Annotated in this window: 19 protein-coding genes, 1 tRNA gene and 2 pseudogenes; 12 read left to right on the forward strand and 10 right to left on the reverse strand. The window is 58.9% G+C overall.

The window, feature by feature from the left end:
- Positions 1-539: 539 nt before the first annotated feature.
- A complete protein-coding gene (locus PMI34_RS12410; protein ID WP_008050586.1) occupies positions 540-2051 on the forward strand; it encodes a Fic family protein in 1512 nt (503 codons plus the stop codon).
- Between the two features lie 443 nt (positions 2052-2494).
- Here PMI34_RS12410 and PMI34_RS12405 read toward each other — a convergent pair whose 3' ends face one another.
- The 4 genes and pseudogenes from PMI34_RS12405 to PMI34_RS29330 all read right to left on the reverse strand — a co-directional run.
- The gene (locus tag PMI34_RS12405) at positions 2495-3922 is read right to left on the reverse strand and encodes a GGDEF domain-containing protein (protein WP_008050587.1); all 1428 of its coding nucleotides are present in this window, start codon (positions 3920-3922) and stop codon (positions 2495-2497) included.
- Positions 3923-4056: 134 nt separating this feature from the next.
- Positions 4057-5028, reverse strand: a complete 972-nt coding sequence (locus PMI34_RS12400) for an alpha/beta fold hydrolase (RefSeq protein WP_008050588.1) — start codon at positions 5026-5028, stop codon at positions 4057-4059.
- Positions 5029-5044: 16 nt separating this feature from the next.
- A complete protein-coding gene (locus PMI34_RS12395; protein WP_008050599.1) occupies positions 5045-6457 on the reverse strand; it encodes an NAD(P)-binding protein in 1413 nt (470 codons plus the stop codon).
- A 214-nt stretch (positions 6458-6671) separates the two neighbouring features.
- Positions 6672-6830: pseudogene (locus tag PMI34_RS29330) on the reverse strand (diaminopimelate epimerase); the annotation flags it as partial.
- Between the two features lie 131 nt (positions 6831-6961).
- On the opposite strand from PMI34_RS29330, the pseudogene PMI34_RS12390 reads away from it, so the two are divergent.
- The 5 genes and pseudogenes from PMI34_RS12390 to PMI34_RS12370 form a co-directional block, all read left to right on the forward strand.
- Positions 6962-7321 (forward strand): annotated as a pseudogene (locus tag PMI34_RS12390) (phage late control D family protein); the annotation flags it as partial.
- 360 nt (positions 7322-7681) lie between these two features.
- Positions 7682-8464, forward strand: coding sequence for a transporter substrate-binding domain-containing protein (locus PMI34_RS12385; protein WP_008050602.1), 783 nt, complete (start codon positions 7682-7684; stop codon positions 8462-8464).
- 55 nt (positions 8465-8519) lie between these two features.
- Complete coding sequence (locus tag PMI34_RS12380; protein ID WP_008050604.1) at positions 8520-9248, forward strand: ABC transporter permease; 729 nt, start codon at positions 8520-8522, stop codon at positions 9246-9248.
- A complete protein-coding gene (locus tag PMI34_RS12375; protein ID WP_007994172.1) occupies positions 9245-9955 on the forward strand; it encodes an ABC transporter permease in 711 nt (236 codons plus the stop codon). The genes PMI34_RS12380 and PMI34_RS12375 overlap by 4 nt, the downstream gene beginning before the upstream one ends.
- A 16-nt stretch (positions 9956-9971) precedes the next feature.
- A complete protein-coding gene (locus tag PMI34_RS12370) occupies positions 9972-10736 on the forward strand; it encodes an ABC transporter ATP-binding protein (protein WP_008050606.1) in 765 nt (254 codons plus the stop codon).
- A 382-nt stretch (positions 10737-11118) separates the two neighbouring features.
- Here PMI34_RS12370 and PMI34_RS12365 read toward each other — a convergent pair.
- A tRNA-Ser gene (locus tag PMI34_RS12365) sits at positions 11119-11206 on the reverse strand.
- A 123-nt stretch (positions 11207-11329) separates the two neighbouring features.
- On the opposite strand from PMI34_RS12365, the gene PMI34_RS12360 reads away from it, so the two are divergent.
- The gene (locus tag PMI34_RS12360) at positions 11330-12001 is read left to right on the forward strand and encodes a Bax inhibitor-1/YccA family protein (RefSeq protein WP_008050608.1); all 672 of its coding nucleotides are present in this window, start codon (positions 11330-11332) and stop codon (positions 11999-12001) included.
- 60 nt (positions 12002-12061) lie between these two features.
- On the opposite strand, the gene PMI34_RS12355 is transcribed toward PMI34_RS12360, so the two are convergent.
- On the reverse strand, positions 12062-12391 hold the full coding sequence (locus PMI34_RS12355) for a YceK/YidQ family lipoprotein (RefSeq protein ID WP_008050610.1): 330 nt from the start codon (positions 12389-12391) through the stop codon (positions 12062-12064).
- A 56-nt stretch (positions 12392-12447) separates the two neighbouring features.
- Positions 12448-12885 (reverse strand): Lrp/AsnC family transcriptional regulator, encoded by a 438-nt coding sequence (locus PMI34_RS12350; RefSeq protein WP_007973356.1) that lies wholly within the window; start codon positions 12883-12885, stop codon positions 12448-12450.
- A gap of 136 nt (positions 12886-13021) precedes the next feature.
- On the opposite strand from PMI34_RS12350, the gene PMI34_RS12345 reads away from it, so the two are divergent.
- Positions 13022-13915 carry a DMT family transporter gene (locus PMI34_RS12345; protein ID WP_008050614.1) on the forward strand — a complete coding sequence of 298 codons (894 nt, stop codon included), beginning with the start codon at positions 13022-13024 and terminating at the stop codon, positions 13913-13915.
- Between the two features lie 15 nt (positions 13916-13930).
- Here the strand turns inward: PMI34_RS12345 and PMI34_RS12340 are convergent, their stop codons facing one another.
- Together PMI34_RS12340 and PMI34_RS12335 are read right to left on the reverse strand one after the other, a co-directional pair.
- Entirely contained in the window at positions 13931-14971 is a 1041-nt protein-coding gene (locus PMI34_RS12340; RefSeq protein WP_008050615.1) for an FUSC family protein, read from the reverse strand.
- 44 nt (positions 14972-15015) lie between these two features.
- Positions 15016-16641: an NADP-dependent glyceraldehyde-3-phosphate dehydrogenase gene (locus PMI34_RS12335; protein WP_008050617.1), complete on the reverse strand. Its 1626-nt coding sequence runs from the start codon at positions 16639-16641 to the stop codon at positions 15016-15018.
- A gap of 265 nt (positions 16642-16906) precedes the next feature.
- Between PMI34_RS12335 and PMI34_RS12330 the strand changes: the two genes are divergently transcribed.
- The 3 genes from PMI34_RS12330 (at position 16907) to PMI34_RS12320 (ending at position 19987) form a co-directional block, all read left to right on the forward strand.
- Positions 16907-17287, forward strand: a complete 381-nt coding sequence (locus PMI34_RS12330) for a c-type cytochrome (protein WP_008050620.1) — start codon at positions 16907-16909, stop codon at positions 17285-17287.
- A 22-nt stretch (positions 17288-17309) separates the two neighbouring features.
- On the forward strand, positions 17310-18704 hold the full coding sequence (locus PMI34_RS12325; protein ID WP_008050623.1) for a D-arabinono-1,4-lactone oxidase: 1395 nt from the start codon (positions 17310-17312) through the stop codon (positions 18702-18704).
- A gap of 74 nt (positions 18705-18778) precedes the next feature.
- Positions 18779-19987 (forward strand): DSD1 family PLP-dependent enzyme, encoded by a 1209-nt coding sequence (locus PMI34_RS12320; RefSeq protein WP_162130361.1) that lies wholly within the window; start codon positions 18779-18781, stop codon positions 19985-19987.
- 119 nt (positions 19988-20106) lie between these two features.
- Here the strand turns inward: PMI34_RS12320 and PMI34_RS12315 are convergent, their stop codons facing one another.
- On the reverse strand, positions 20107-21051 hold the full coding sequence (locus PMI34_RS12315) for a SphA family protein (protein ID WP_008050626.1): 945 nt from the start codon (positions 21049-21051) through the stop codon (positions 20107-20109).
- Between the two features lie 208 nt (positions 21052-21259).
- Between PMI34_RS12315 and PMI34_RS12310 the strand changes: the two genes are divergently transcribed.
- Entirely contained in the window at positions 21260-22300 is a 1041-nt protein-coding gene (locus tag PMI34_RS12310; protein ID WP_032829708.1) for an AraC family transcriptional regulator, read from the forward strand.
- Positions 22301-22375: the final 75 nt, after the last annotated feature.

Consider the following 22375-nt stretch of genomic DNA (forward strand, 5'->3'; position numbering starts at 1 on the left):
GGATCGACAGCTCAACAAGATATCCCATTCAACTTTATCCTGAGACTGTTGGGCCTGTTGTACTCTTTGAACGGCTGCTATTGGCCGTTCTCTGCCGGTCATTGCCACGAAGCATGCTGGTCAAATCCGATGCAATTGGTGGTCAGAACGAATGCAAATGACTGGTCAGGTCGAATGCAAACGGGTAGTCAAAGTGGAGTGCAATTTCGCACTCACCGTAGACAAGTGGCGTTTAGATCCTATTGCAGGGCCTCCAAGTCGGCGTTGGCCTGCGCCAGGCGGTTGGCGGCAAGTTGCAGGTTTGGAGTGTGATGGCGAATGGCTTGCTCCTAAGCGTGGTGCTAAGCGACCCGGGCCAAACTCAGGAACTGCGATTCTTCTCTCCCTACCCGGCAGTCTCTATTGGCGGCCCTACTCAAGACATCAGCAGCATCGCTAGCCAGTTAAGAAAAAATAGGGATAATTGCAAGGAGTTAATATTTTCTTGATGTGCTAAAGAAAATATCCGAGGCAAGAACAAGAAATTAAGGATTTGCGCCATGACCTTAGCTGGATATGCCTGGCTCATAGAGTCTCTGCGGCTTTTCGCTTTCCCTTTGCGCCGGCCGGCTAAGGTTCAACCGGTTACTCGGATCAAGCGGATCGGGGAAACCTTGGCCGTACCGCCAAACATTGCACCCGCGTCAGATGACCTGTTAGGGCATCTATTATTCGCGCTTAAGCACGAGGGTATCAACCTCGCCATTCTAGCCCAGGCTTTGCCGCAAATCCCTGCAGCTAGTCTGGAAGCGGAGTTAGAAAGAGCCCCCAACGGTATCTACATCCGAAAAGCCTGCTTTCTACGCGAAGCCTTCACTCGAGAGGAACTACGCCAGCATTCCCCAGTGCGAGGTGCTTTCGTTCCTCTGTTCGACCCGGAACTCTACGTGACGATGCCTGGAGAGCGTAATTCTCGCTGGCGAGTGGAGTTCAACGGTATTGGGACGATCGCATATTGCGCCACCGTTGAACGCACACCTGAGATCGTCGCTCTCCTTGTGCACGATATCCTTGGCCGCGCTCAGGACTTCATTCAAAGCCTTCCCTCGGGAATGATGGATCGCGCCATCAACTGGGCATACCTCCACGAAACTCAGGATTCGTTTGCGATAGAGAAAGAGTCGCCAAGCGAGGACAAAGCGCGCAAATTCATCCAATTGCTTCGGCAGGCCCACGAGCGTATCCCACTGAGTGAGGACTACTTCGTCCACCTCCAGAATGCGACGATTTCGAACCCCTTTGACATGGCCGTGGCGTTTCGTCATGAGCAGAACCATTTAGCGAGTGGCCTGCAAGGAGCCGCGGGGGTGACGTACGTCCCGCCTGAACCGGATCTCTGCTCTGAGCTAATGGTGCAACTAATGGCTCTGGGGAATGAGGCGCCAGGACGCATCGATCCTCTCATAGCTGCGGGAATCATCTCGTTCGGCTTCGTCTTTCTTCATCCGTTCATGGACGGGAACGGCCGCCTTTCCCGTTTTCTGATCCACCAAACATTGTGCCGCGCTGGCGCACTAGAGAACGGTTTGCTCTTACCAGTCTCTGTCGCAATGAAGCGAGAGGAACGTCTGTACCTGGAGACGTTGCAGCAATTTTCCCGTCCGGCGCGAGAGTTTTGGGATGTCCGGTGGATTGATCAGGGTCAGTTCTCGTTTGACTTTACCGGTGATCCCGCTATCTATCGATTCTGGGATGCCACGCCCGGAGTCCGGTTTACCTTGGAAATGGCGAAGCGAGCGCTTGAAGTTGAGCTTCGAGAGGAGACGATCTTCCTTGAGAACTATGACAAGGTCGTGCGGACGGTCAATGAGGCCTATGACGTGCGTGGTAGTGACTTGGCCAACCTCGTGATGATGTGCCTGACAAATAATGGGACGGTCTCCAGGAACCGTCGTAAGCAATACCAATACTCGGTTCAGACTGAGGTATTCGATTACATTGAGCAGGTCACACAGTCTGTGCTTAGACAGCAAGAGCTGGAAAAGCAACATGGCAAGGATGACGATGAGTAACTGAAATCGGCTCTTTGTTTAGAATGCGAATTGAGAAATGGGATTAAGGTCGCCAGCGCTTCCAAGACCATCGCGATACCTCAATCTAAAGGATCTGCGCAGTATTGGCTCTAGTCGCAGCGATATGCGTTGGGCTGTCTACGCATGTGTAGGCGGTACTCGCAGAGAGACCGTCTTCAGGATGGCAATCGACCGAAGAGAATAAAGCTGTCGCAACTCACCTGTTTGCTGGGTAATTGCACAGACTTGCCCCCCCATTTGCATTCGACCTGACCAATCATTTTCATCGGAACCGCCCCAACGCTGCCGCTCAGCATCGGCAAATTTCACAGTAAGTGCGGTTGTGAAGGCAGTGCTCCGAATGTGGAGATCGAATAACGCCCAATACCGTTGCGCAAATCCGGGAATCGGTGCCAAGGCTTTGAACGACTTCGAGACGATGGTCAGGGCAGAGGTTGCAGGCTGGTTTTGAAGGTAGTGATCACGCGGTTACGGCCTTCGTGTTTAGCGTGATACAGGCGTTGATCGGCTGTACGCAGAATTGCCTCGATGGTGTCGCCATCGCGACCGGATTGCGATACGCCGATGCTCACTGTGACCACGGTTGAGCGCTGCAGGCCTTGAAAAGAACTATTGGCAACGGTGCTTCGCAGACGCTCGGCGATTTCGTGCGCGCCTTCAAGTGAAGTCTGAGGCAGCAGTATCATGAATTCTTCCCCGCCCACTCGGGCTACACCGTCATACGGCCGGATCGAATCGAGGCATTTCTCCACGAAACTCTTCAGGATGACATCCCCAACCTGATGCCCGAAGCGATCGTTGATGGACTTGAAATTATCCAGATCGAGTGCCAACACGGAGAACGGTGCACCACCGCGTTTGGTCCGGCCAATTTCGGCTTCGACCCGCTCCATGAACCGACGCCGGTTATCAGCACCAGTCAGTGGGTCGGTCGCCGCAAGGTGCCCGAGTTCCTGGTTGGTGCGCTGGAGTTCCTGCAGGGCGCTTTCGGTATACGCCATCGCTTCGGCAAGACGCACCATCAACTCCTCTTGGCTGTAAATCTTTGAAAACGATCGCGTGGTGAGGAACGCTTGCACGACCCCAAAGCTCAGCATGAAGAATCCACCGGCGAAGATCGCGTGAGCGAGCCACCACATATGGTTCCACGGACGTGCAAGGATGAAGGCAAGAGAGGACAGCGCGAACGCGGTGACCGAGATGATGAAAATTGTCATCAGCGGCGAACGGATACGGCGCAGCAGGAGTATTGTCACGGTCACTGTGGAAAGAACGAGGGCACCACCCTCCATCGAGAGGCGCACCGCGAGATTGCCGGCGATCGGCGAATTCGCGACGTACGCCACTGCCACGTCAACCGCCAGGAACAGTCCTATCCAGGTCAACCACGGGCGGGCCTTCATTCGTTGGTCCGCGGCATCGGGTGGGCGGTGGTATGACAGCAATCCGACTAACAGCAGAATCGACATGACCAGTCGAGAGGCGGGTCCATAAAGCAGGAAGAGCCAGATATTGTGGTGTGCAAGCCCTGTGAACGCACCATGCAACGCGTAGATTAGTACAAAGCCGAGAAATCCAAGCGTCATCCATCGCAGCAGCGGATCTCCCGATGACTGATAGCAGCGCCACGTTACGCAAGTAACAAACAAGCCTGCCAAGGTGGCTGTCATGATCGCAATTATATGGAACAGGTGATTCTCGAATAAAAGCGTGGGGTCCTGAAAAAAGTACAAGTAGCCAATCAGATAGGCCGGAACAAACGCAAATCCTGTGAGCAGCAAGCAGGCGTAAACCTTGACCATGAGGCGAACGGCTTCAGGTGGCTCGTCGGTGGCGATGAGATTGCTCATGGTTCCCTCCAGTCTTGAATCCATACAGCCAACACCGGCCCGGTGTTGGCGCCGCCTGCATGCCAACGGTCACTTGCATCACCAGGCAAATACGGGATGGACCGTTCTATGGCATTTCAATTATGGATAAAAATTTAGCCTTCAGATGAGAGTTTTTTCAGGAAGTCCAGTAGCAGCTCATTGACCTCTGTCGCGCGCTCTTGCTGTATCCAGTGACCGGCACCTTCGAGGATATGACAGCCGCGCAGTTCCGGCAGTGTCTGCGTGAAGGCTTCGATCTGCCGCGGGGAGCTCGGAAACTTCAGCACGCCGTCGCGGCTCCCGGCAATGAACATCGACGGCTGCAGGATTTTGCAACCGCGCCAAGGTGCCAGCAGTGCCCATGAGCGCGTCATGTTGCGGTACCAGTTCAAGCCGCCGCGAAATCCGCTGCGGGTGAATTCGTGGGTGTAGTAGGCAATATCCTCGAGGCTTAGCCAGTCCGGCAGGTTTTCGGGCTCGATCATCGCGCCCAGGAAGCCCTGGCCCGGCTGCAGTTGGCCGAACACCGGCCAATCGGGTCCGTCACCCGAGGCACTGAAGTAGATGCGCCGGATCGACGACTCGACGTCCCTTTCCAGCTCGGCCTCGGCCACGCCAGGCGTCTGGAAATACTGGATGTAGAAGTCGCTGATACCCAGCGAGGCAAGCGCGCTCAGGAGCTCCACGCGCCCCGGTGGCGAGAAGGGAACGCTCATGCCGACCACTGCGCGGAACAGATCGGGCCGCATCAATGCTGCGCTCCAGGCCACCTGCGCGCCCCAATCATGGCCGACGATCACGGCTTGCTGTTCGCCGAGTGCGTTGACCAGCTCGACCATGTCGCCTACCAGGTGGAGCGTGGTGTAGGCGTCGGGTTCGGCCGGCGCATCTGTGCCGCCATAGCCGCGCATGTCGGGCGCTACCGCTCTGTAGCCAGCGGCCGCCAGCGCAGCAAGCTGGTTGCGCCACGAGTACCACAGCTCCGGAAAGCCGTGGCATAGCAAGACCAGCGGGCCGCAACCTTGCGTTGCTATCTGCATGCGGATGCCATTGATGTCGAGCAGCTCGAGGTGTGGCTCGTTCATATGCGCTTCCTGCGTTTCAAGCGATGGACTCCAGCAACCGTGGCAGACTCGCCAAAGCCTGCTGTCTGCTGACAGAGAGTCGATGCAGCTGTGCCAGTTTTTCGGTGTCGGTTTCTTGCAAACCCCTGACCACCGACGTCATAAAGTACAAACGCGACTGCCTGGTCCAGCGGGACAAGCCTTCATGCTCTCCCCAGCGTTGTTGGTTACCCAGGTAGACTGCCCAGATTCTGATCCAGTCCGTGGGGACGTGAGGCGGGGGGACCATTGTGCAAAACGCGTTCATTTGTGCTTGATCGTTCAGGTGGCTTTCCACATAGGCGATCAAGGCCGCGCTGAACACGGGTTGGCAGCCGCTTACCATCAACAGGTTGATCTTGCTGCCGTCGAACACCTTCATTTCAGGGAGTGTCGGGATGGCACTGGCGCTGCAATCAATGTGCAGAGCATTTGGGCTCGTGGCGATGCAGCCCTGTTCGAGTACGATGCGCGATGGCTCGATAACGCGCACCCGCCCCAGGCGCACAATGTTGTCGATGCGTCGAAGCTCGCGTAATTCCGCTTGAGTGACGGTGGCGCAGCGGTAAGCAGTGGGTTCGACGGACGTATCTATGCGCAAGAGCTGGCCTGCCGCCTCAAGCCTGGAGAACAGGTCCGGGATCGAGTCCGCGGCTGCGATGGCCTCGAACTGTGCAGTGAGGCCGCCGATTGTTCGTTCGAAGCTGTCAAGGCCCGGTTGCATGTTGGCCCGGTCGATCAACCACGGATCGTTCGGGATGATCCAGCAGATTGTTGCGGGCGCAACACCGTTTTGCAGCAACCACAGGCAAGCGTCGATCCCGGTCTTGCCCGAGCCTACCACTACGTAGCTGGAGTATGGGTGCCGGATTTTCGGCAAATCGTTCAGTGGCACGCATTGCACGCCGGGTTCCACCCTGTACCTGGGCGGGTGGGTCGAGGGCACAGCCGTCTGGGCATGGGTGGCGTCCACCACCTTTTTGTACACCCGGACCTGATGGTTTTCGCCGCTGACGAGCGAGGTAAACCGGTGGTCGTCAATGCGGTCGCCGGTGTAGTTGCACATGGGGAAGTAGCGGACTCGACCTGACGGCAGAAACTGCTGATTCATCACCTGGTCGAAGTAGCTCACCACCTCGGCGCCGGAGGCCAGCTCATACAGGCCCTCGTTCAGCGCCGTCGTGTCTTTCGTTCCACTGCCCAGTTCCCGGGAGTTGACGCCATAGCAGGTCGAGGGCTGGTGCAACCGTACGAACGGGTAGGCATCATTCCAGTGCCCGCCAGGTCGTTCGTGTCGATCCACCATCACGATGCGTGCATTCGTTTCCTTGAGTAGCGTATCGACGAAAGCCATGGCCGTCGCGCCAGCCCCGATGATCAGGTAGTCGGTTTCGATCGGATTTTCGTCCATATGGTTGCACCTTCCTGAAGGTAGCCCCCTCAACCTCCGTAGATTAGCCATCTGTGTCGCGCGCAATAGAACGAATGCTCCTCACCCTCATAACCAATGGAATTAATGGCCGCAGCCTGAATGTCCATGCGAAAGCGCCGTTTGCGCGAAGAAACATCCAGCTACGCGGCCTGGATTTCAGTTAACCGCAAGTCAATGAACGCGTGGTAGAAAGTCAAGCTTTCAACAGAGTATCCGCGACTATTCCTGAAAAAGTCGTCTCTACCGGCCCTGTGAGAAAGACTGATCCCGCGCCATCCCATTGAACCGTTACAACTGCGCCGTCACATTCAACATCAACGCAATTGTCTAACAAACCACGACGAATTCCGTTGCCGGAGTTGGTGGTCGAGACTGACAGCGTGATTTCACTGTGGGATTGATCCCGTCATCCAGCCCGCCGCATGCGGGCTTTTTCTTGCCTGGAGTACCACGATGCAACCGCTGTTTCGTATCGTCGCCGACGGCGCCGACCTGACCCGCATGGGCCGCTACGCCGTGGACGATGTCGCCATCTCTGGCCCACCGGACACGCTGGTGATCAGCGGCAAGGCGAGCGACATGCGTGGCAGCGGCAAAACCACGCGCAGCGGCAGTTGGGAGGATGTCAGCCTGGCGCAGATCGTCGGTGACGTGGCGGCCCGCAATGGCTGGCAGCCGTCATGCCCAGTCGACACCCGGGTGCCGCGCATGGACCAGCTCAATGAATCCGACTTCAACTTCATCACCCGGGTGGCCAAAAAGCACGACTGCACGGCCAAGCTGCTGGTCTTGCCGCGACAGGGAGGGCAGAGCGCGAGTGGCAAGGCCTCGATGGTGAACACCTGGTGTTCACCCTGTGCTGTGTTGATCAAAAGTTGAGCAGAAGCAGTTGAACATCCAGGTCAGTTTTTAGTCGGCAAAAAAGCCTTTATTGGGGAGGCTTTTCTTCAGTGGCAACAGCCAAAGCATCATATGTTCACTATTGCTCGTCATAATGACCAATAACTCGTCAAATCAACGCATTCTGCGTCTTATTGTCGTACACGATTGCCTCTAGACTCCTCTCCCCGGGAGCTCTAGCTCCTTGTTCGCTTCGCCAAGAGCGCGAGCTTTTGGGTATTGCTTTTTCCAAAGTGAAATATGAGCTCCATAGCCGTGCTCATGTGCCACAAGCGCTTATTTTGGTCCTTAGGAATAAAAACAATGAAAAAAACATTTCTGACCTTTTCTGCATTGGCTTTGTGTGTGGCTGCCGGTTCTGCGCTGGCGAAGGAGTACAAGGAGTTGCGTTTTGGCGTCGACCCCTCTTATGCGCCGTTCGAATCCAAGGCTGCCGATGGCAGCCTGGTGGGCTTCGATATCGACTTGGGCAACGCGATCTGCGCTGAGCTGAAGGTCAAGTGCAAGTGGGTCGAAAGCGACTTCGACGGCATGATTCCCGGCCTCAAGGCCAACAAGTTCGACGGCGTGATCTCCTCCATGACCGTTACCCCGGCGCGTGAGAAGGTCATCGACTTCTCGAGCGAGCTGTTCTCTGGCCCGACCGCGCTGGTATTCAGGAAAGGCGCGGCCTTCGGCACCGATCCGGCCTCCCTCAAGGGCAAGAAAGTCGGCTACGAGCAAGGCACCATCCAGGAAGCCTACGCCAAGGCGGTGTTGGACAAGGCAGGCGTAGAGACCCAGGCCTACGCCAACCAGGACCAGGTGTACGCTGACCTGATCTCCGGACGCCTCGATGCCTCGATCCAGGACATGCTGCAAGCCGAACTGGGCTTCCTGAAGTCGCCACCAGGCGCCGACTTCCAAGTCGGCGAGCCGGTCGAAAACCCGCTACTGCCAGCCAAAACCGCCGTGGGCCTGACCAAAGGCAACGCCGAGCTCCAGGCCTTGCTGAACAAAGGCATCAAGGCGCTGCACGACAATGGCACCTATGCGGCCGTCCAGCAGAAGCACTTTGGCGATCTGAATCTCTACAGCGGCAAATAATGACCCTGCGCCCATTTGCGGATGGGTCCTTTTTTGATTGACGTAGGGCTGCCCAATGCTAGAAAACCTGTTGACGATTCTGGGGCTGTCAGGCTTCAGCCTCAAGGGCTTCGGCCCGCTGCTGCTGCAAGGCTCATGGATGACTGTCAAATTATCCATTCTGTGCTTGCTGGTAAGCGTTGGCCTGGGCCTGATCGGCGCCAGTGCCAAGCTTTCAAGATCGGCACTGCTACGCGTCCCTGCGCAGGCCTACACCACGCTGATCCGCGGAGTGCCGGACCTGGTGCTGATGCTGCTGATTTTCTACAGCCTGCAAACCTGGCTGACCTCGTTCACCGATTTCATGGAATGGGAATACATCGAGATCAATCCCTTCAGTGCCGGGGTCATTACCCTGGGCTTCATCTACGGGGCGTATTTCACTGAAACCTTCCGCGGCGCCATCCTCGCCGTACCGCGAGGGCAGATGGAAGCGGCTACGGCCTACGGCCTGACCCGAGCCCAGCGCTTTCGCTTAGTGGTGTTCCCGCAAATGATGCGCTTTGCCCTGCCGGGCATCGGTAATAACTGGATGGTGATCCTCAAGGCCACCGCGCTGGTGTCGATCATTGGCCTGGCCGATCTGGTCAAGGTGGCCCAGGACGCGGGCAAGAGCTCCTATCAGCTGTTCTTCTTCCTTCTGCTGGCCGCCCTGATCTATCTGGTGATCACCACCGTTTCGAACTACGTCTTGCGCCGGATGGAAATCTTCTACGCCGCAGGCACCCGGGAGGCCGTGCGATGATCGAGCTACTGCAGGAATACTGGAAACCTTTCCTGTTCCAGGACGGCAATCACATCACCGGGCTGGCCATGACCCTCTGGCTGCTCAGCGCCTCGATCTTCTTCGGCTTCGTGATGTCGATCCCGCTGTCGATTGCCCGGGTCTCAACCAATGTCTGGGTGCGCTGGCCGGTGCAGTTCTACACCTACCTGTTCCGCGGCACACCGCTGTATATCCAGTTGCTGATTTGCTACACCGGCATTTACAGCCTGGCCGCCGTGCGCGCTCAGCCAGTACTGGATGCGTTCTTTCGCGATGCGATGAACTGCACCATCCTGGCCTTCGCCCTGAACACCTGCGCCTACACCACGGAGATCTTCGCCGGGGCCATTCGCAGCATGAACCACGGCGAAGTCGAGGCCGCCAAGGCTTACGGCCTGACCGGCTGGAAGCTGTATGCCTACGTGATCATGCCATCGGCCCTGCGTCGTTCGCTGCCTTACTACAGCAACGAAGTGATTCTGATGCTGCACTCAACCACCGTGGCCTTCACCGCGACCATCCCGGACATCCTGAAAGTCGCACGGGACGCCAACTCGGCGACCTTCCTGACCTTCCAGTCCTTCGGCATCGCCGCGTTGATCTACCTGGCAGTCACTTTCTCTCTGGTCGGCCTGTTCCGCCTGGCTGAACGCCGCTGGTTGTCTTTCCTCGGCCCGGCTCACTAATTCAGGATGCTTGTTCATGTACAAACTGACCGTTGAAAACCTGCACAAAAGCTACGGCAACCATGAAGTCCTCAAGGGCGTCTCGCTAAACGCCAAGACCGGCGACGTCATCAGCCTGATCGGCGCCAGTGGTTCCGGCAAGAGCACCTTTCTGCGTTGCATCAACTTCCTGGAAACGCCCAACGACGGCGCCATGAGCCTGGATAACCAGCCGATTCAAATGGTTCATGACCGCCACGGCATGCGTGTGGCCGACGCCAATGAACTGCAACGCATCCGTACTCGCCTGGCGATGGTGTTCCAGCACTTCAACCTGTGGAGCCACATGACGGTGCTGGAAAACATCACCATGGCGCCACGCCGGGTGCTGGGCGTCAGCAAGAAGGATGCAGACGAGCGCGCCCGGCGTTACCTGGACAAGGTGGGCCTGCCGTCGCGGGTGGCCGACCAATACCCGGCGTTCCTCTCGGGTGGCCAGCAACAGCGGGTCGCCATTGCCCGTGCCCTGAGCATGGAGCCGGAGATCATGCTATTCGACGAGCCGACTTCGGCCCTGGACCCGGAACTGGTGGGCGAAGTGCTCAAGGTGATCCAGGGCCTGGCCGAAGAAGGCCGCACCATGATCATGGTGACCCACGAAATGAGCTTTGCGCGCAAAGTGTCGAACCAGGTGCTGTTCCTGCATCAGGGGCGGGTCGAAGAACAGGGGGCGCCCGAGGACGTATTGGGCAACCCCAAAAGCGAGCGTCTGCAGCAGTTCCTCAGCGGCAACCTGAAATAAGGGGCGCTATTGGCACAACTCACCATTTGAATGCTTTGAGGAAGCGTGGGTCACCGCTCCTCAAGAGTCTTGATTCAGGTTGACTGACTTCCTCAGGGCGTGAAGCGGATGGTCGCAACAGGTGGTTTTCATTGATTTTGAACAGCAGTGAAGGGAGCAGATCAGAATTTGGCATCGCGAATCCTCAGTGGAGTTTTCAGCGTAGCAGCAGGATTTCTCGGATGGAGATCGGGGGGGGGGGCAAGATGCGGGAGGGCGGGGAAAACGGGATAGTTTTGTAACGACACCCTAAAAGTTTTGTAACGCTTTGGGTGTGGTCGGATTTTGGCTAAACCCCAGAAACGACAAAGCCCTGAATAATCAGGGCTTTGTCGTATAAAGATGGCGGAGGCGATGGGATTCGAACTCATGGACCTGTTACAGTCGACGGTTTTCAAGACCGTTGCCTTAAACCACTCGGCCACACCTCCGTTTGCGTTGCGGGCGCCATAATACCTGAATGAAACACACTGTCAAACTCTCTGCATAGCTAGTTACAGAGCGTCTGTTATGATCTTTGCGACTGAACGTTTCAAACCAACAGGAGTGTCGCCATGCGCGAACAGGATTACGCAGTTAATAACAGCGTGCAGGCTGAGCAGCTAGAGGTTAGCCGCGTCCTGCGCAACACATACGGCTTGCTCGCCCTGACCCTCGCATTCAGCGGTGTGACAGCCTACGTTGCCCAGCAGATGCGTGTTGGCTACCCGAATATCTTCGTGGTGCTGATCGGCTTCTACGGTCTTTTCTTCCTCACCAACAAACTCCGTGATTCGGCCTGGGGCCTGGTGTCGGCATTTGCCCTGACCGGTTTCATGGGTTTCCTGCTCGGCCCGATCCTCAACCGTTACCTGGGTATGCAGGGCGGCGCTGAAGTGGTCAGCTCGGCCTTCGCGATGACCGCGCTGGTGTTCGGCGGCCTGTCGGCCTATGTGCTGATTACCCGCAAGGACATGAGCTTCCTCGGCGGTTTCATTACGGCAGGCTTCTTTGTGCTGCTGGGTGCGACGCTGGCGAGCCTGTTCTTCCAGATCAGCGGTTTGCAACTGGCGATCAGCGCAGGTTTCGTGCTGTTCTCCTCGGTCTGCATTCTGTTCCAGACCAGCGCCATCATTCACGGCGGCGAGCGCAACTACATCATGGCCACCATCAGCCTGTATGTATCGATCTACAACCTGTTCGTCAGCCTGTTGCAGCTGTTCGGCATCATGGGCCGTGATGACTGATCGTCGGCCTTGAAGTAAAAAACCCGCTCAGGCGGGTTTTTTATTGCCTGGAAACCAGGGTTACTCCGTAATGACAATGCTGCCGTCAGCTTGCTGGCGGTAGATGGTGTAGGGCAGCAGCAAGGTGTCCATCGCGCCGGACACGACCACGTCGAGCAGCACGATAGCGGGGGCGGGGCCATGTACCTGCGCATCCCGGCCGTCTTCGAGGGCCGCGTTCAGGTAGCAGAAGTCGTAGGTCACGCCGCTGTAGATTCGTGGTACCGCGCCGCAATAACTCTTGTGGTCCTTGAGGCTTTTTGCGGCCGCTTCGTCACTGCGCACAACCGTCTGAATCGTGCCGCAACCCGCTAGCATCATTGCCACCAGTAACATTGCCTGAGTTTTCATGCCGTCAATCCTTCGTCGGAAACCATCAATCTACCTCAGTCTGAAACAAATATCCCTCACGCCATGGGCGGCAACCGGCGCTTGACCGGGGTTTTCTTGACGATGGCCGTATTGGTTTCAGCGTGAGTGTTGAGGCGGTCGAGCAGGGTGTCCAGTTGTTCCATCGAGCGCACGTGCAGGCGTGCGATGAAACAGTCGTCGCCGGTCACCTTGTCGCACTCGGTGAATTCGGGAATGGCCATGATTTGCCGTTCCACCTCTTGCAATTGGCCCGGCAACGGGCGAATGCGCACGATGGCCTGGAGTTGATAGCCGAAGCTTTTCGGGTCGATTTCAACGGTGTAGCCCTTGAGTACGCCACGTTCTTCCAGGCGGCGCAGGCGCTCGGCAACACTGGGGGAGGACAGGCCGCTGATTTGCGCCAAGGCCTTGAGCGAGCGTCGCGAATCTTCCATCAGGGCCGTGATCAGCACTTGGTCGATGTCATCGGTCATGGCGAAGCCCTCTGTTAGGCGTTTTTTAAAAACTGCCTTCATAAAAAAGGCCGATTCAGAGTTTAGCCTGCTTTTTGCTATGGAGTAGCGCGGTGGTGCATTGGCATACTTTGGCCACAAACACAGGAGTCTGATGATGGACAATAACCTACGCCGCGGTTCGTTCGAAATGACGGCCGCCATGCTGATCTCCGGCACCATCGGCTGGTTCGTGCTGGTTTCCGGGCAACCGGTGCTGGATGTGGTGTTCTGGCGCTGCCTGTTCGGTGCCGGCACCTTGCTGCTGATTTGCGCGGCTTTCGGCTTTCTGCGCCCCGGCATTCTGACCCGCACCACGTTCTTGCTCGCGGTGCTCAGCGGTGTGGCGATCGTCGGCAACTGGGTGTTGTTGTTCGCGTCCTATTCCCGGGCGTCGATTGCCATCGGCACCGCCGTCTATAACGTCCAGCCGTTCATGCTGGTCGGGCTGGCGGCGCTGTTCCTCAACGAAAAAATCACTACACAGAAACTAGCCTGGCTGGGCGTGTCGTTTCTCGGGATGCTGGCAATCGTCAGCGCCCATGGCAGCCAGGGCGAGAGCGGCAGCGATTACCTGACGGGCATTGCCTTGGCCTTGGGTGCGGCGTTTCTCTATGCAATTGCCGCGTTGATCATCAAGCGTTTGACGGGAACCCCGCCGCATTTGATCGCGCTGATCCAGGTCAGCACCGGCGTGTTGTTGCTTGCGCCATTCGCGAATCTTTCCGTATTGCCACAGGCACCGAGTGCTTGGGCCAGCATGGTGACGCTGGGCATGGTGCACACCGGCGTGATGTACGTGTTGCTGTACGGCGCGATTCAAAAACTGCCGACGGCGCTGACGGGGGCGCTGTCCTTCATCTACCCGATCGCGGCGATTTTCGTCGACTGGTTTGCTTTCGGCCATCGCCTGGAGCCACTGCAATGGATCGGCGTCGCGGCGATTTTGCTGGCGGCTGCCGGCATGCAACAAGGCTGGTCGCTGAAGTTTCGGCGCACGGTGACGCCGTAACCCGTGACCCAGGCGTCAGATGTTCCAGCACGGCGCGTTCCGGGCCAGGCGCTGGCGCATCTCGCCGACATTGGCGGCCAGTTGTTGAGTCAGCAAGCGATACCCGTCCAGGGTGTTGTAGACCGGCGCATCGAGACTGACAAGCGGCACATCCACGGGCCGATCGAGCCGCTGGGCGGCGCCTGATTTCAACGCCCGAGCCATACCGATCAATTGCACGCGAATCTGCCGATGCTCGGCTTTCAATGCCGTTTGCATCAGCGACATCGCTTCGAGGTCATTGGCATCCGGTCGGGTATTGCCGAGGATTTCCAGGGTGCTGACGCACATGCGCAGGTTGCGCTGGAGGGCATCGAGTTCGGTCATGGAAATTTTCACTTCCTTGGACACCGAAGGCATCAGTGAGCGAAGTTGCACCATCGCCGCGTTCAGGCGGGTCATGAGCTTGAGGTGTTCGTCGGCGGTGATGGCCTGGCCGTCAATGATGCGCCCGTAGATTTTCGCGCAATCTCGCAAGGCATCTGCCAGGTTGTAGCGCCAGGAATAAACCGCGTACAGCGGCAGGGCGAAGGAAAACGCCAGGGCCAGGGCAATGCCGATCAGGATATCCACCCCGCGCCACAAGCCATCGGTGACCGGGTTGTCGCCGTGCCCGGCGACGATGAACACGGTAATCGCCGACAGCAGCGCCGTGTAGCCGCCCTTGCCGATGGCGTGATACGAGAAAAACCCGCAGACCACCGACATCGCGAAATAGGTCAGCCAGGGCATCCCGAGCCAGGCCTGTTGTGCCACCAGCACCAGGCCGACACCGGCACCGATCAAGGTGCCGATGGCGCGCTCGGCGGCTTTCTTGCCGATGTTGCCGTGGTGTTGCAAGCCGCCGATCACCACCAGCATTGTCACCGACGCCCACTCACCGTGGGGCAGATGGATCCCGGTGGTCAGCAGGATCGTCGCCAGCAACCCGAGCGACACCCGCACCGCGTGGATCACCCGGGCATGGCGGTAGCGCCGGTACGGGTCCAGCAACGGACGCAGCAGTCGGCGCAGCAAGGGTGGCAGCCCGTGGGCTCTGGATGTACTCAGGCCGGCTCTCCTCAGAAGATGTAATCGGTGGTCAGAAAGCTCGAACTGCGGCCGCTGATGATCTCGCTGATCAGGTCCTTGTTGGTCTCCTGGAACTTGGTGGCCACCAGGGTGCGGATCGAAAACACCCGCAGTGCGTCATGTACCGACAAGGTGCCTTCGGCCGAGTTCTTGCGGCCATTGAAGGGATAGGTGTCCGGGCCGCGCTGGCACTGGGCATTGAGGTTGATGCGCCCGACCTGGTTGGCGAAGGTGTCCACCAGCCGGCCGACCGCCACCGGGTTGGTGCCGAAGATGCTCAATTGCTGGCCGAAGTCCGACTCCAGCACGTAGTCGATCACGGTATCCAGATGACGGTACGGCACGATGGGGATGACCGGGCCGAACTGTTCTTCCTGATAAACCCGCATCTGCGGCGTGACCGGGTACAGCACCGCCGGGTAGAAAAACGACGCACGAACCTCGCCACCGTTGGGGTTGACCACCCTGGCGCCTTTGCTCTCGGCGTCCGCCACCAGTGCATGCAGATAATCGACCTTGCCCGATTCCGGCAGTGGCGTCAGGGATACACCACTCTCCCAGGGCATGCCGGGTTTGAGGTTGGCAAGCCTGGCGTTGAATTTGTCGATGAAGGCGTCGACTACGTCTTCGTGGACAAACAGGATCTTCAGGGCCGTGCAGCGCTGGCCATTGAACGACAGCGAACCGGTCACCGCTTCACTGACCGCGTTGTCCAGATCCACTTGCGGCAGGACGATGCCCGGGTTTTTCGCATCCAGGCCCAGCGCCGCGCGCAAGCGGTGGGGTCTCGGATGGAGTTTTTTCAGGTCACTGGCGGCCTTGTTGGTGCCAATGAAGGCAAAGATGTCGATCTTGCCGCTGGCCATCAGCGCGCTGACCGTCTCGCGGCCGCTGCCGTAGATGACGTTGATCACCCCGGTCGGGAAGCTGTCGCGAAAGGCTTCCAGCAGCGGGCGAATCAGCAGCACGCCGAGCTTGGCCGGCTTGAACACCACGGTATTGCCCATGATCAGCGCCGGGATCAGCGTGGTGAAGGTTTCGTTCAACGGATAGTTGTAAGGCCCCATGCACAAGGCCACGCCCATCGGCACGCGACGGATCTGGCCGAGGGTGTCCTGTTCCAGTTCGAAACGGCTGGAGCGGCGGTCGAGTTCCTTCAGGGCGTTGATGGTGTCGACGATGTAGTCGCAGGTGCGGTCGAATTCCTTTTCCGAGTCCTTGAGGTTCTTGCCGATTTCCCACATCAGCAACTTGACCACGGCGTCGCGCTGCTCGCGCATGCGCCCCAGGAAGGTTTCGACGTGCTGGATGCGTTCGGCCACCCGCATGGTCGGCCACAGGCCCTGACCGCGATCGTAGGCGCGGACCGCGGCGTCCAGGGCGGTCAATGCGGTGTCGGCATCCAGCAGCGGCGTGCTGCCGAGGATCACCTGTTCATCGCCATTCGGGCCGGCCAGGTACACCGGGCTGCGGACCTGGGCCAGCGGCCCGTTCCAGGTTCTCAATTCGCCATCGACGAGGTACTCGCGCTGCTCCGTCTGGCCGTCGAGGCGGTACTTTTCCGGGATGTCGGCGGGGCTTGGGAACAGGTTCTGGAGAATATTGGCTGTGGTCATGTCGCTACCCCTCTGGATTGGGTGATGCACTGATGAATCGTTTTAGCAGACCTCGGCAACGCTTGTCATGACCCATCTCAGCGTTTTTCCGTACAGCGTGATGTCCGGGGATTTATCGGTGCATTTCGTCATGGCCTCAGAAGCTCCCCTTGTTGGCCCCCAATGCCCTCAACCCACCCGTGCAGGGTGCCTTAATGTTGACTCTCCTTGATCACAACAAAAAAGGCTGTGCCCGACTGGCCGGGCAGCCAATGAGAGGACAGCCATGCGGGCAAGCCGATTAACTGAAAAGCCTAGCCTTTGTTTGGCCTTGGCGGGGTGTGCCTTTGCGTTGCTTGCAGGGTGCGAAGAGCCGAACAACCCGCCGACCCGCAGCGAAGCAGATGCCGCGAGGCCCGTCGACGCCGAGCTGGCGCAGGTCTACGACAACAGCTGCAAGCTTTGCCATGCCAATCCGGCGGCCGGGGCGCCGCTGACCGGCGACATCAAGGCCTGGGAGCCACGGGTGCTGCAGGGCGCCGACTCGCTGCTCGACCACGCGATCAACGGCTACAACGGCATGCCGCCAATGGGCATGTGCATGCAGTGTTCGCAGGAACAGTTCCTGGCGCTGATTGCCTTTATGTCCGGCCAGCAAATCCAATAACAAGAACGGCAGGGTGCGATTCATGACGATGGACCTGACACGGCGTCAGTTGTTGCAACGGGCGAGCGTCATTGGCGCCTTTACCGCGCTCGGCTCGACGCCGGCACTGGCCGAGCTGCTGCGCGCGCCACGCCTGATTCCCTGGCGCAACTGGTCGGGAGGCCAGAGTTGCCTGCCGGCGGCGCGGCTGGCACCCAAGAACCTGGATGAGTTGACGCAAGTGGTGCGCCAGGCCCCCGGCAGGATTCGGCCGGTGGGCTCGGCGCATTCCTTCAGCGCGCTGGTGCCCACCGACGGCACCTTGCTGTCGCTGAGCTATTTAACGGGATTGCTCGATCACGATGCGAAAACCCTGCAGGCCGAGTTCGCCGCCGGCACGCCGATGTCACGCATGGGCACGCCGCTCAAGGACATCGGCCAGGCCCTGCAAAACATGGCCGACATCGATTATCAGACCCTGGCCGGCGCGATCTCGACCTCAACCCACGGCACCGGCAAACACTTTCAATCCTGTTCGGCCCATGTCTGCGGCATGCAGCTGGTGACCGCCAGCGGCGACGTGCTGGAGTGCGACGCCAACCGCCATCCTGAAGTGTTCAGCGCAGCCCGGGTGTCCCTGGGGGCGTTGGGCGTGGCCACCAGGGTGCGCCTGCAAAACCGCCCGGCGTATCGCTTGCGGGAGCGGCAATGGATCGCTAAAACCGAAGAGTTGCTCGAAGACCTGGACAAGAACACCCGGGAAAACCAGCACTGGGAAATGCTCGTGGTCACCCATTCCGACTACGCCTTGTCGATCGCCCTGAACGAAACCACCGACCCGGCTACACCGCCAGTCCCGGCGGATGAGGAGGGCGGCAACGAGTTTGTCACCTTGATCGAGAAGATCGACAAGTACGCCAGCGACTTCCCGGACCTGCGCCGCACGATGCTCAACAACCTACGCCACCTGGCCAGTTTCGATGACCGGGTGGGCGACTCGTTCGACATCTACGCCAACGTGCGCACGGTACGTTTCAACGAAATGGAATATTCCGTGCCGGCCGAATACGGCCCGGCCTGTTTGCGCGAGATCCTCAAACTGATCCAGGACAAGGGCCTGCGCACCTGGTTTCCGATCGAGTACCGGTACGTCAAGGCCGACGACATTCCCCTGAGCATGTTCGAAGGCCGCGACAGCTGTTCGATCTCGGTCCACCAGCATTACCAGATGGATCATCACAACTTCTTCGCCGCCATCGAGCCGATTTTCTGGAAGTACAACGGCCGGCCACATTGGGGCAAGTTGCACACGCTGAACGCGAAAAACCTGCAGCCGCTGTACCCGCGCTGGCAGGAATTCCTCCAGGTGCGGCAGGCGCTCGACCCCGGCGGCAAATTTCTCAATGCGCATTTGTCATCCATTCTGGGGGTGAGCTGATGACCGTCAATCGCCGCAATTTCTTGCTTGGCAGCGCTGGCGTCGGCGCCTCGTTGGTGGGTGTCGGGGCATGGCTGCGGCCGGGTGACCGAGGCGCGCCGTACAGCGATTACTTCCGTACCCTGAACCGCGAACTCAAGGACCACGGCCCGATGCGACCGGTGATGTTGATCGACCTTGATCGGCTGGATCACAACATCGATGTGGTGATGCAATCGGTCAAGCGCGCCGGCAAGCACCTGCGCCTGGTGGAAAAATCACTGCCGGCGCCGGGGCTCCTGGCCTACATTGCCCAGCGCGCCGGCACCCAACGCCTGATGTCGTTTCACCAGCCCTTTCTCAATCATGACGCGGTGCAGTTTGCCGAGGCCGACATTTTGTTGGGCAAGCCGCTGCCGGTGCGTTCGGCCGAGTTGTTCTATCAGTCGCACAAGGGGCCTTTCGAGCCTTCGAAGCAATTGCAATGGTTGCTCGATACACCGCAGCGCCTGCAGCAATACCTCGCCCTGGCCCAGGGGATGGGCACGCGAATGCGGGTGAACATCGAGCTGGATGTCGGGCTGCATCGCGGTGGCGTCAGTGACCTTGGCGTACTCGGGCAGATGCTGGCGCTGATCAGCCAGCACCCGCAGCACCTGGAATTCGCCGGGTTCATGGGCTACGACCCGTTCGTGGGCATGGGCGTACCGGGGATTCTGGGCTCGCCCGAGGAGCTGTTCGCGAAGGTGATGGTGATCTACTACCGCTGTGTCAATTTCACCCGTCAGCAATACCCCGGTTTATGGCGCGAAGGACTGACCCTCAATACCGCCGGCAGCCCGAGCTATCGCATGCATGAGCACGAACAGCTCAGCAGCGAAGTGTCGGTGGGGACGGCGATGCTCAAGCCCACTCATTATGATTTGCCGTCACTGGCGCAGCATGTGCCCGCCGCCTACATCGCCACGCCAGTCCTGAAAAGCACCGGGGCGGTGAATATTCCAGCGCTGGATGACAAGTCCGGGCTGTTTTCCTGGTGGGACACCAATCAGCGCGAGACGTATTTCATCTATGGCGGTAACTGGATGGCGGAGTTCGAATCGCCAACGGGGTTGCAGAGTAATGGCGTGTATGGCCGCAGCTCGAACCAGGAAATGGTCAATGGTTCGGCGGCGGTGGGGCTGACGGTGGAGGACCAGGTGTTCTTGCGCCCGACCCAGACGGAGTCGGTGTTGTTGCAGTTCGGGGACTTGCTGGCGGTTCGGGGTGGGAAGATTGTGGATAGCTGGCCGGTGTATTCCTGATGTTTGTTGGGTGACTGTTCCGGCGCCTTCGCGGGCAAGCCCGCTCCCACAGGGTGCAGCGTTGTCCTTGTGGGAGCGGGCTTGCTCCGGGCGGCGTTCCGACGAAGGCGTCAGCTCAGTCAAAACGCATAGGGAATGCTGACCTTAGCCCAAAGCATTTCCCCTTCAGGCCGGTTTTCCACGTCGAACTCCTTGGCCCAGCGAATCTCCGCGCTGGCGTATTCGAGAAAGGTCCAGTGCAGTGCCGGACCAATCGCAAACACTTGCCCGCGCACCCCGTCGTTCACGTCCTGGCCATTGAACTGCACGGTGTGGCCGAACTGTTTGTCGTCGGTGGTTTGCTTGAGGTAGTAGCCGTTCAACCCGAGCATCAGGTCGTCGGTGATCTTGAAACTGGCCGAATAGTCGAAGTGGAAAATCTGCCCCGACTTGTAGTCGGTGTCTTTGTTTTTCCCGTTGAAACTGTAGGTGGTCTTCATCGACACCTCGGTTCTGTCCGTCGGCAGCCAGGTGAAGGAGAACAAGGGTTTGTAGGTGTAGAAGTTGTTGCTGGTGTTGGCCAGGCGATCAACGCTGTACTCGCCGGTCGGCACGGTGACTTCGATGGCTGCGCCGAGGGTCAGGCTTGGGCCCATGTCCCAGAGAATGATCGGCGCGACCGTGGTGTCGCCCATGCCTTCGCGGGTGTCCTGCAAGCCGAACACCGAGACTTCCTGCTTGAGCCAGGGCTGCGCGATGTAGCCGCCCAGCCGGCCGCCAAACACCCGCACCGGGCTGAGGTAATCCAGGCGCGGAATGACCGCCGTGGATTCGATCTCGACGTTCGGCACTTTGCCGCCCAGGGAGCTGATATTGAGCTTCGTGGCTTTGTAGTGGTTGTAGTAGAGGTTGAATGCAACCATGTTGTCCGGAAGGCTGTCGGGCGAAAGCGGCAACATGAAAAAGCCGTCGGTGCCGGTGCCGATGTTGTCCACGCCGGCCTCGGTGGCCAGCGCCGGTTGCAGGGCGCAGACGCCGGCCAGGCCAATGACCAGTAGGGGAAGTGTCGTGCGGGTCGGGATCATGGGTGTACTCATTATTATTGTTAGCGGGCTGTCCGGCATCCATACGAGGGCCGCAACATAGAAATAAGCTGTCTGCGCCCTGCAAGGCAGGGTATTGGCGGCCATTTAGGGGGACTTCTGCGGACAGCCTTTGAACCCTGTGCTAACTTTCTTCGACATAACCGGTTACAAAAATAAGAATGCAGCTCGACCCGGAATGTAGAGCCCCATGCAAATGAAAGTGATCGATCCCACCTTTGAACTGGCGCTGGTGTCGCCGTTTCTCCTGCAGACCCTGGCCGAAGTCGCCGAGCAAAAAGGCATCCACCCCGAAAGCCTGTGCCGAGGCTTGGGGTTTACCTTTGAGGACCTGCAGGACCCGGCGCAGCGCATTTCCTATCGCCAGGCCGTGGCCATGATTCAGCGCGCGCTCAGGGCCTTGCCCAATCAGGGGCTGGGTCTGTGGGTCGGCGCGCAGAATGTGCTCGGTACATTGGGGTTGTTGGGGCATGTGTTGTCGCTGTGCAAGACCCTGCGCGATGCCTTCGAGCTGGGCATCCGTCATCAACACACCTCTGGCGGCATTGTCGTGTCGAGTGTGGAGGAGGCGGGGGGTCGGGTGTTTATCGACGTTGAATGTCGCTTGCCGTTCGCCGACGTGCAGTTGTTCGCGGTCGAGGAGTTTTTCGCCAGCCTGCTGGTGTACGGCCGGGCGCTGGTCGGGGCGGATTTCAAGCCGATGGCCGTGGAGTTCATGCATGCCGCGCCGGACTATCTCGGCGAATATTCGCGCCTGCTGGGGCCGGACGTGCGTTTCGGTTGCCTGCAAAACCGCATGGTGATCGAGGCACACTGGCTGGGCGTTCACTTGCCCAATCACCATTCCCTGGCCCTGCGTCAGGCCGTGAAGTTGCTCGAGCTGGAAGCCGCGCAGGTGCACCAGAAAATGGATCTGATCCAGGCCGTGGAACGGGCGATTGCCCGGGACCTGACCGAGGGCAGCCACATCGAGAAAATCGCCGGCGACCTGAACATGAGCAGCCGTACCTTGCGCCGCCGCCTCACGGAACACGCGCTGACCTTCGAAGCGCTGCTGGAGCAAGTGCGCCAGGCCCGCACCATGAGCCTGCTGGCCAACCCGGACATGTCCATCGAACGCATCACCGAGGAAGTCGGCTACAGCGACGTGCGCAGCTTCCGCCGGGCGTTCAAGCGCTGGACCGGCATGAGCCCGAGTGCGTTTCGCAACGAAAGCCCCAGCACGGTCTGACTTTTTTGCGGTGAGCAGGCTGCCCCCTTTGCCACGGGTTCCTGGCCTCTGACGACACACAAACCCTCGTACTCC

It is taken from the genome of Pseudomonas sp. GM74 (assembly GCF_000282455.1).
Lineage (GTDB): Bacteria > Pseudomonadota > Gammaproteobacteria > Pseudomonadales > Pseudomonadaceae > Aquipseudomonas.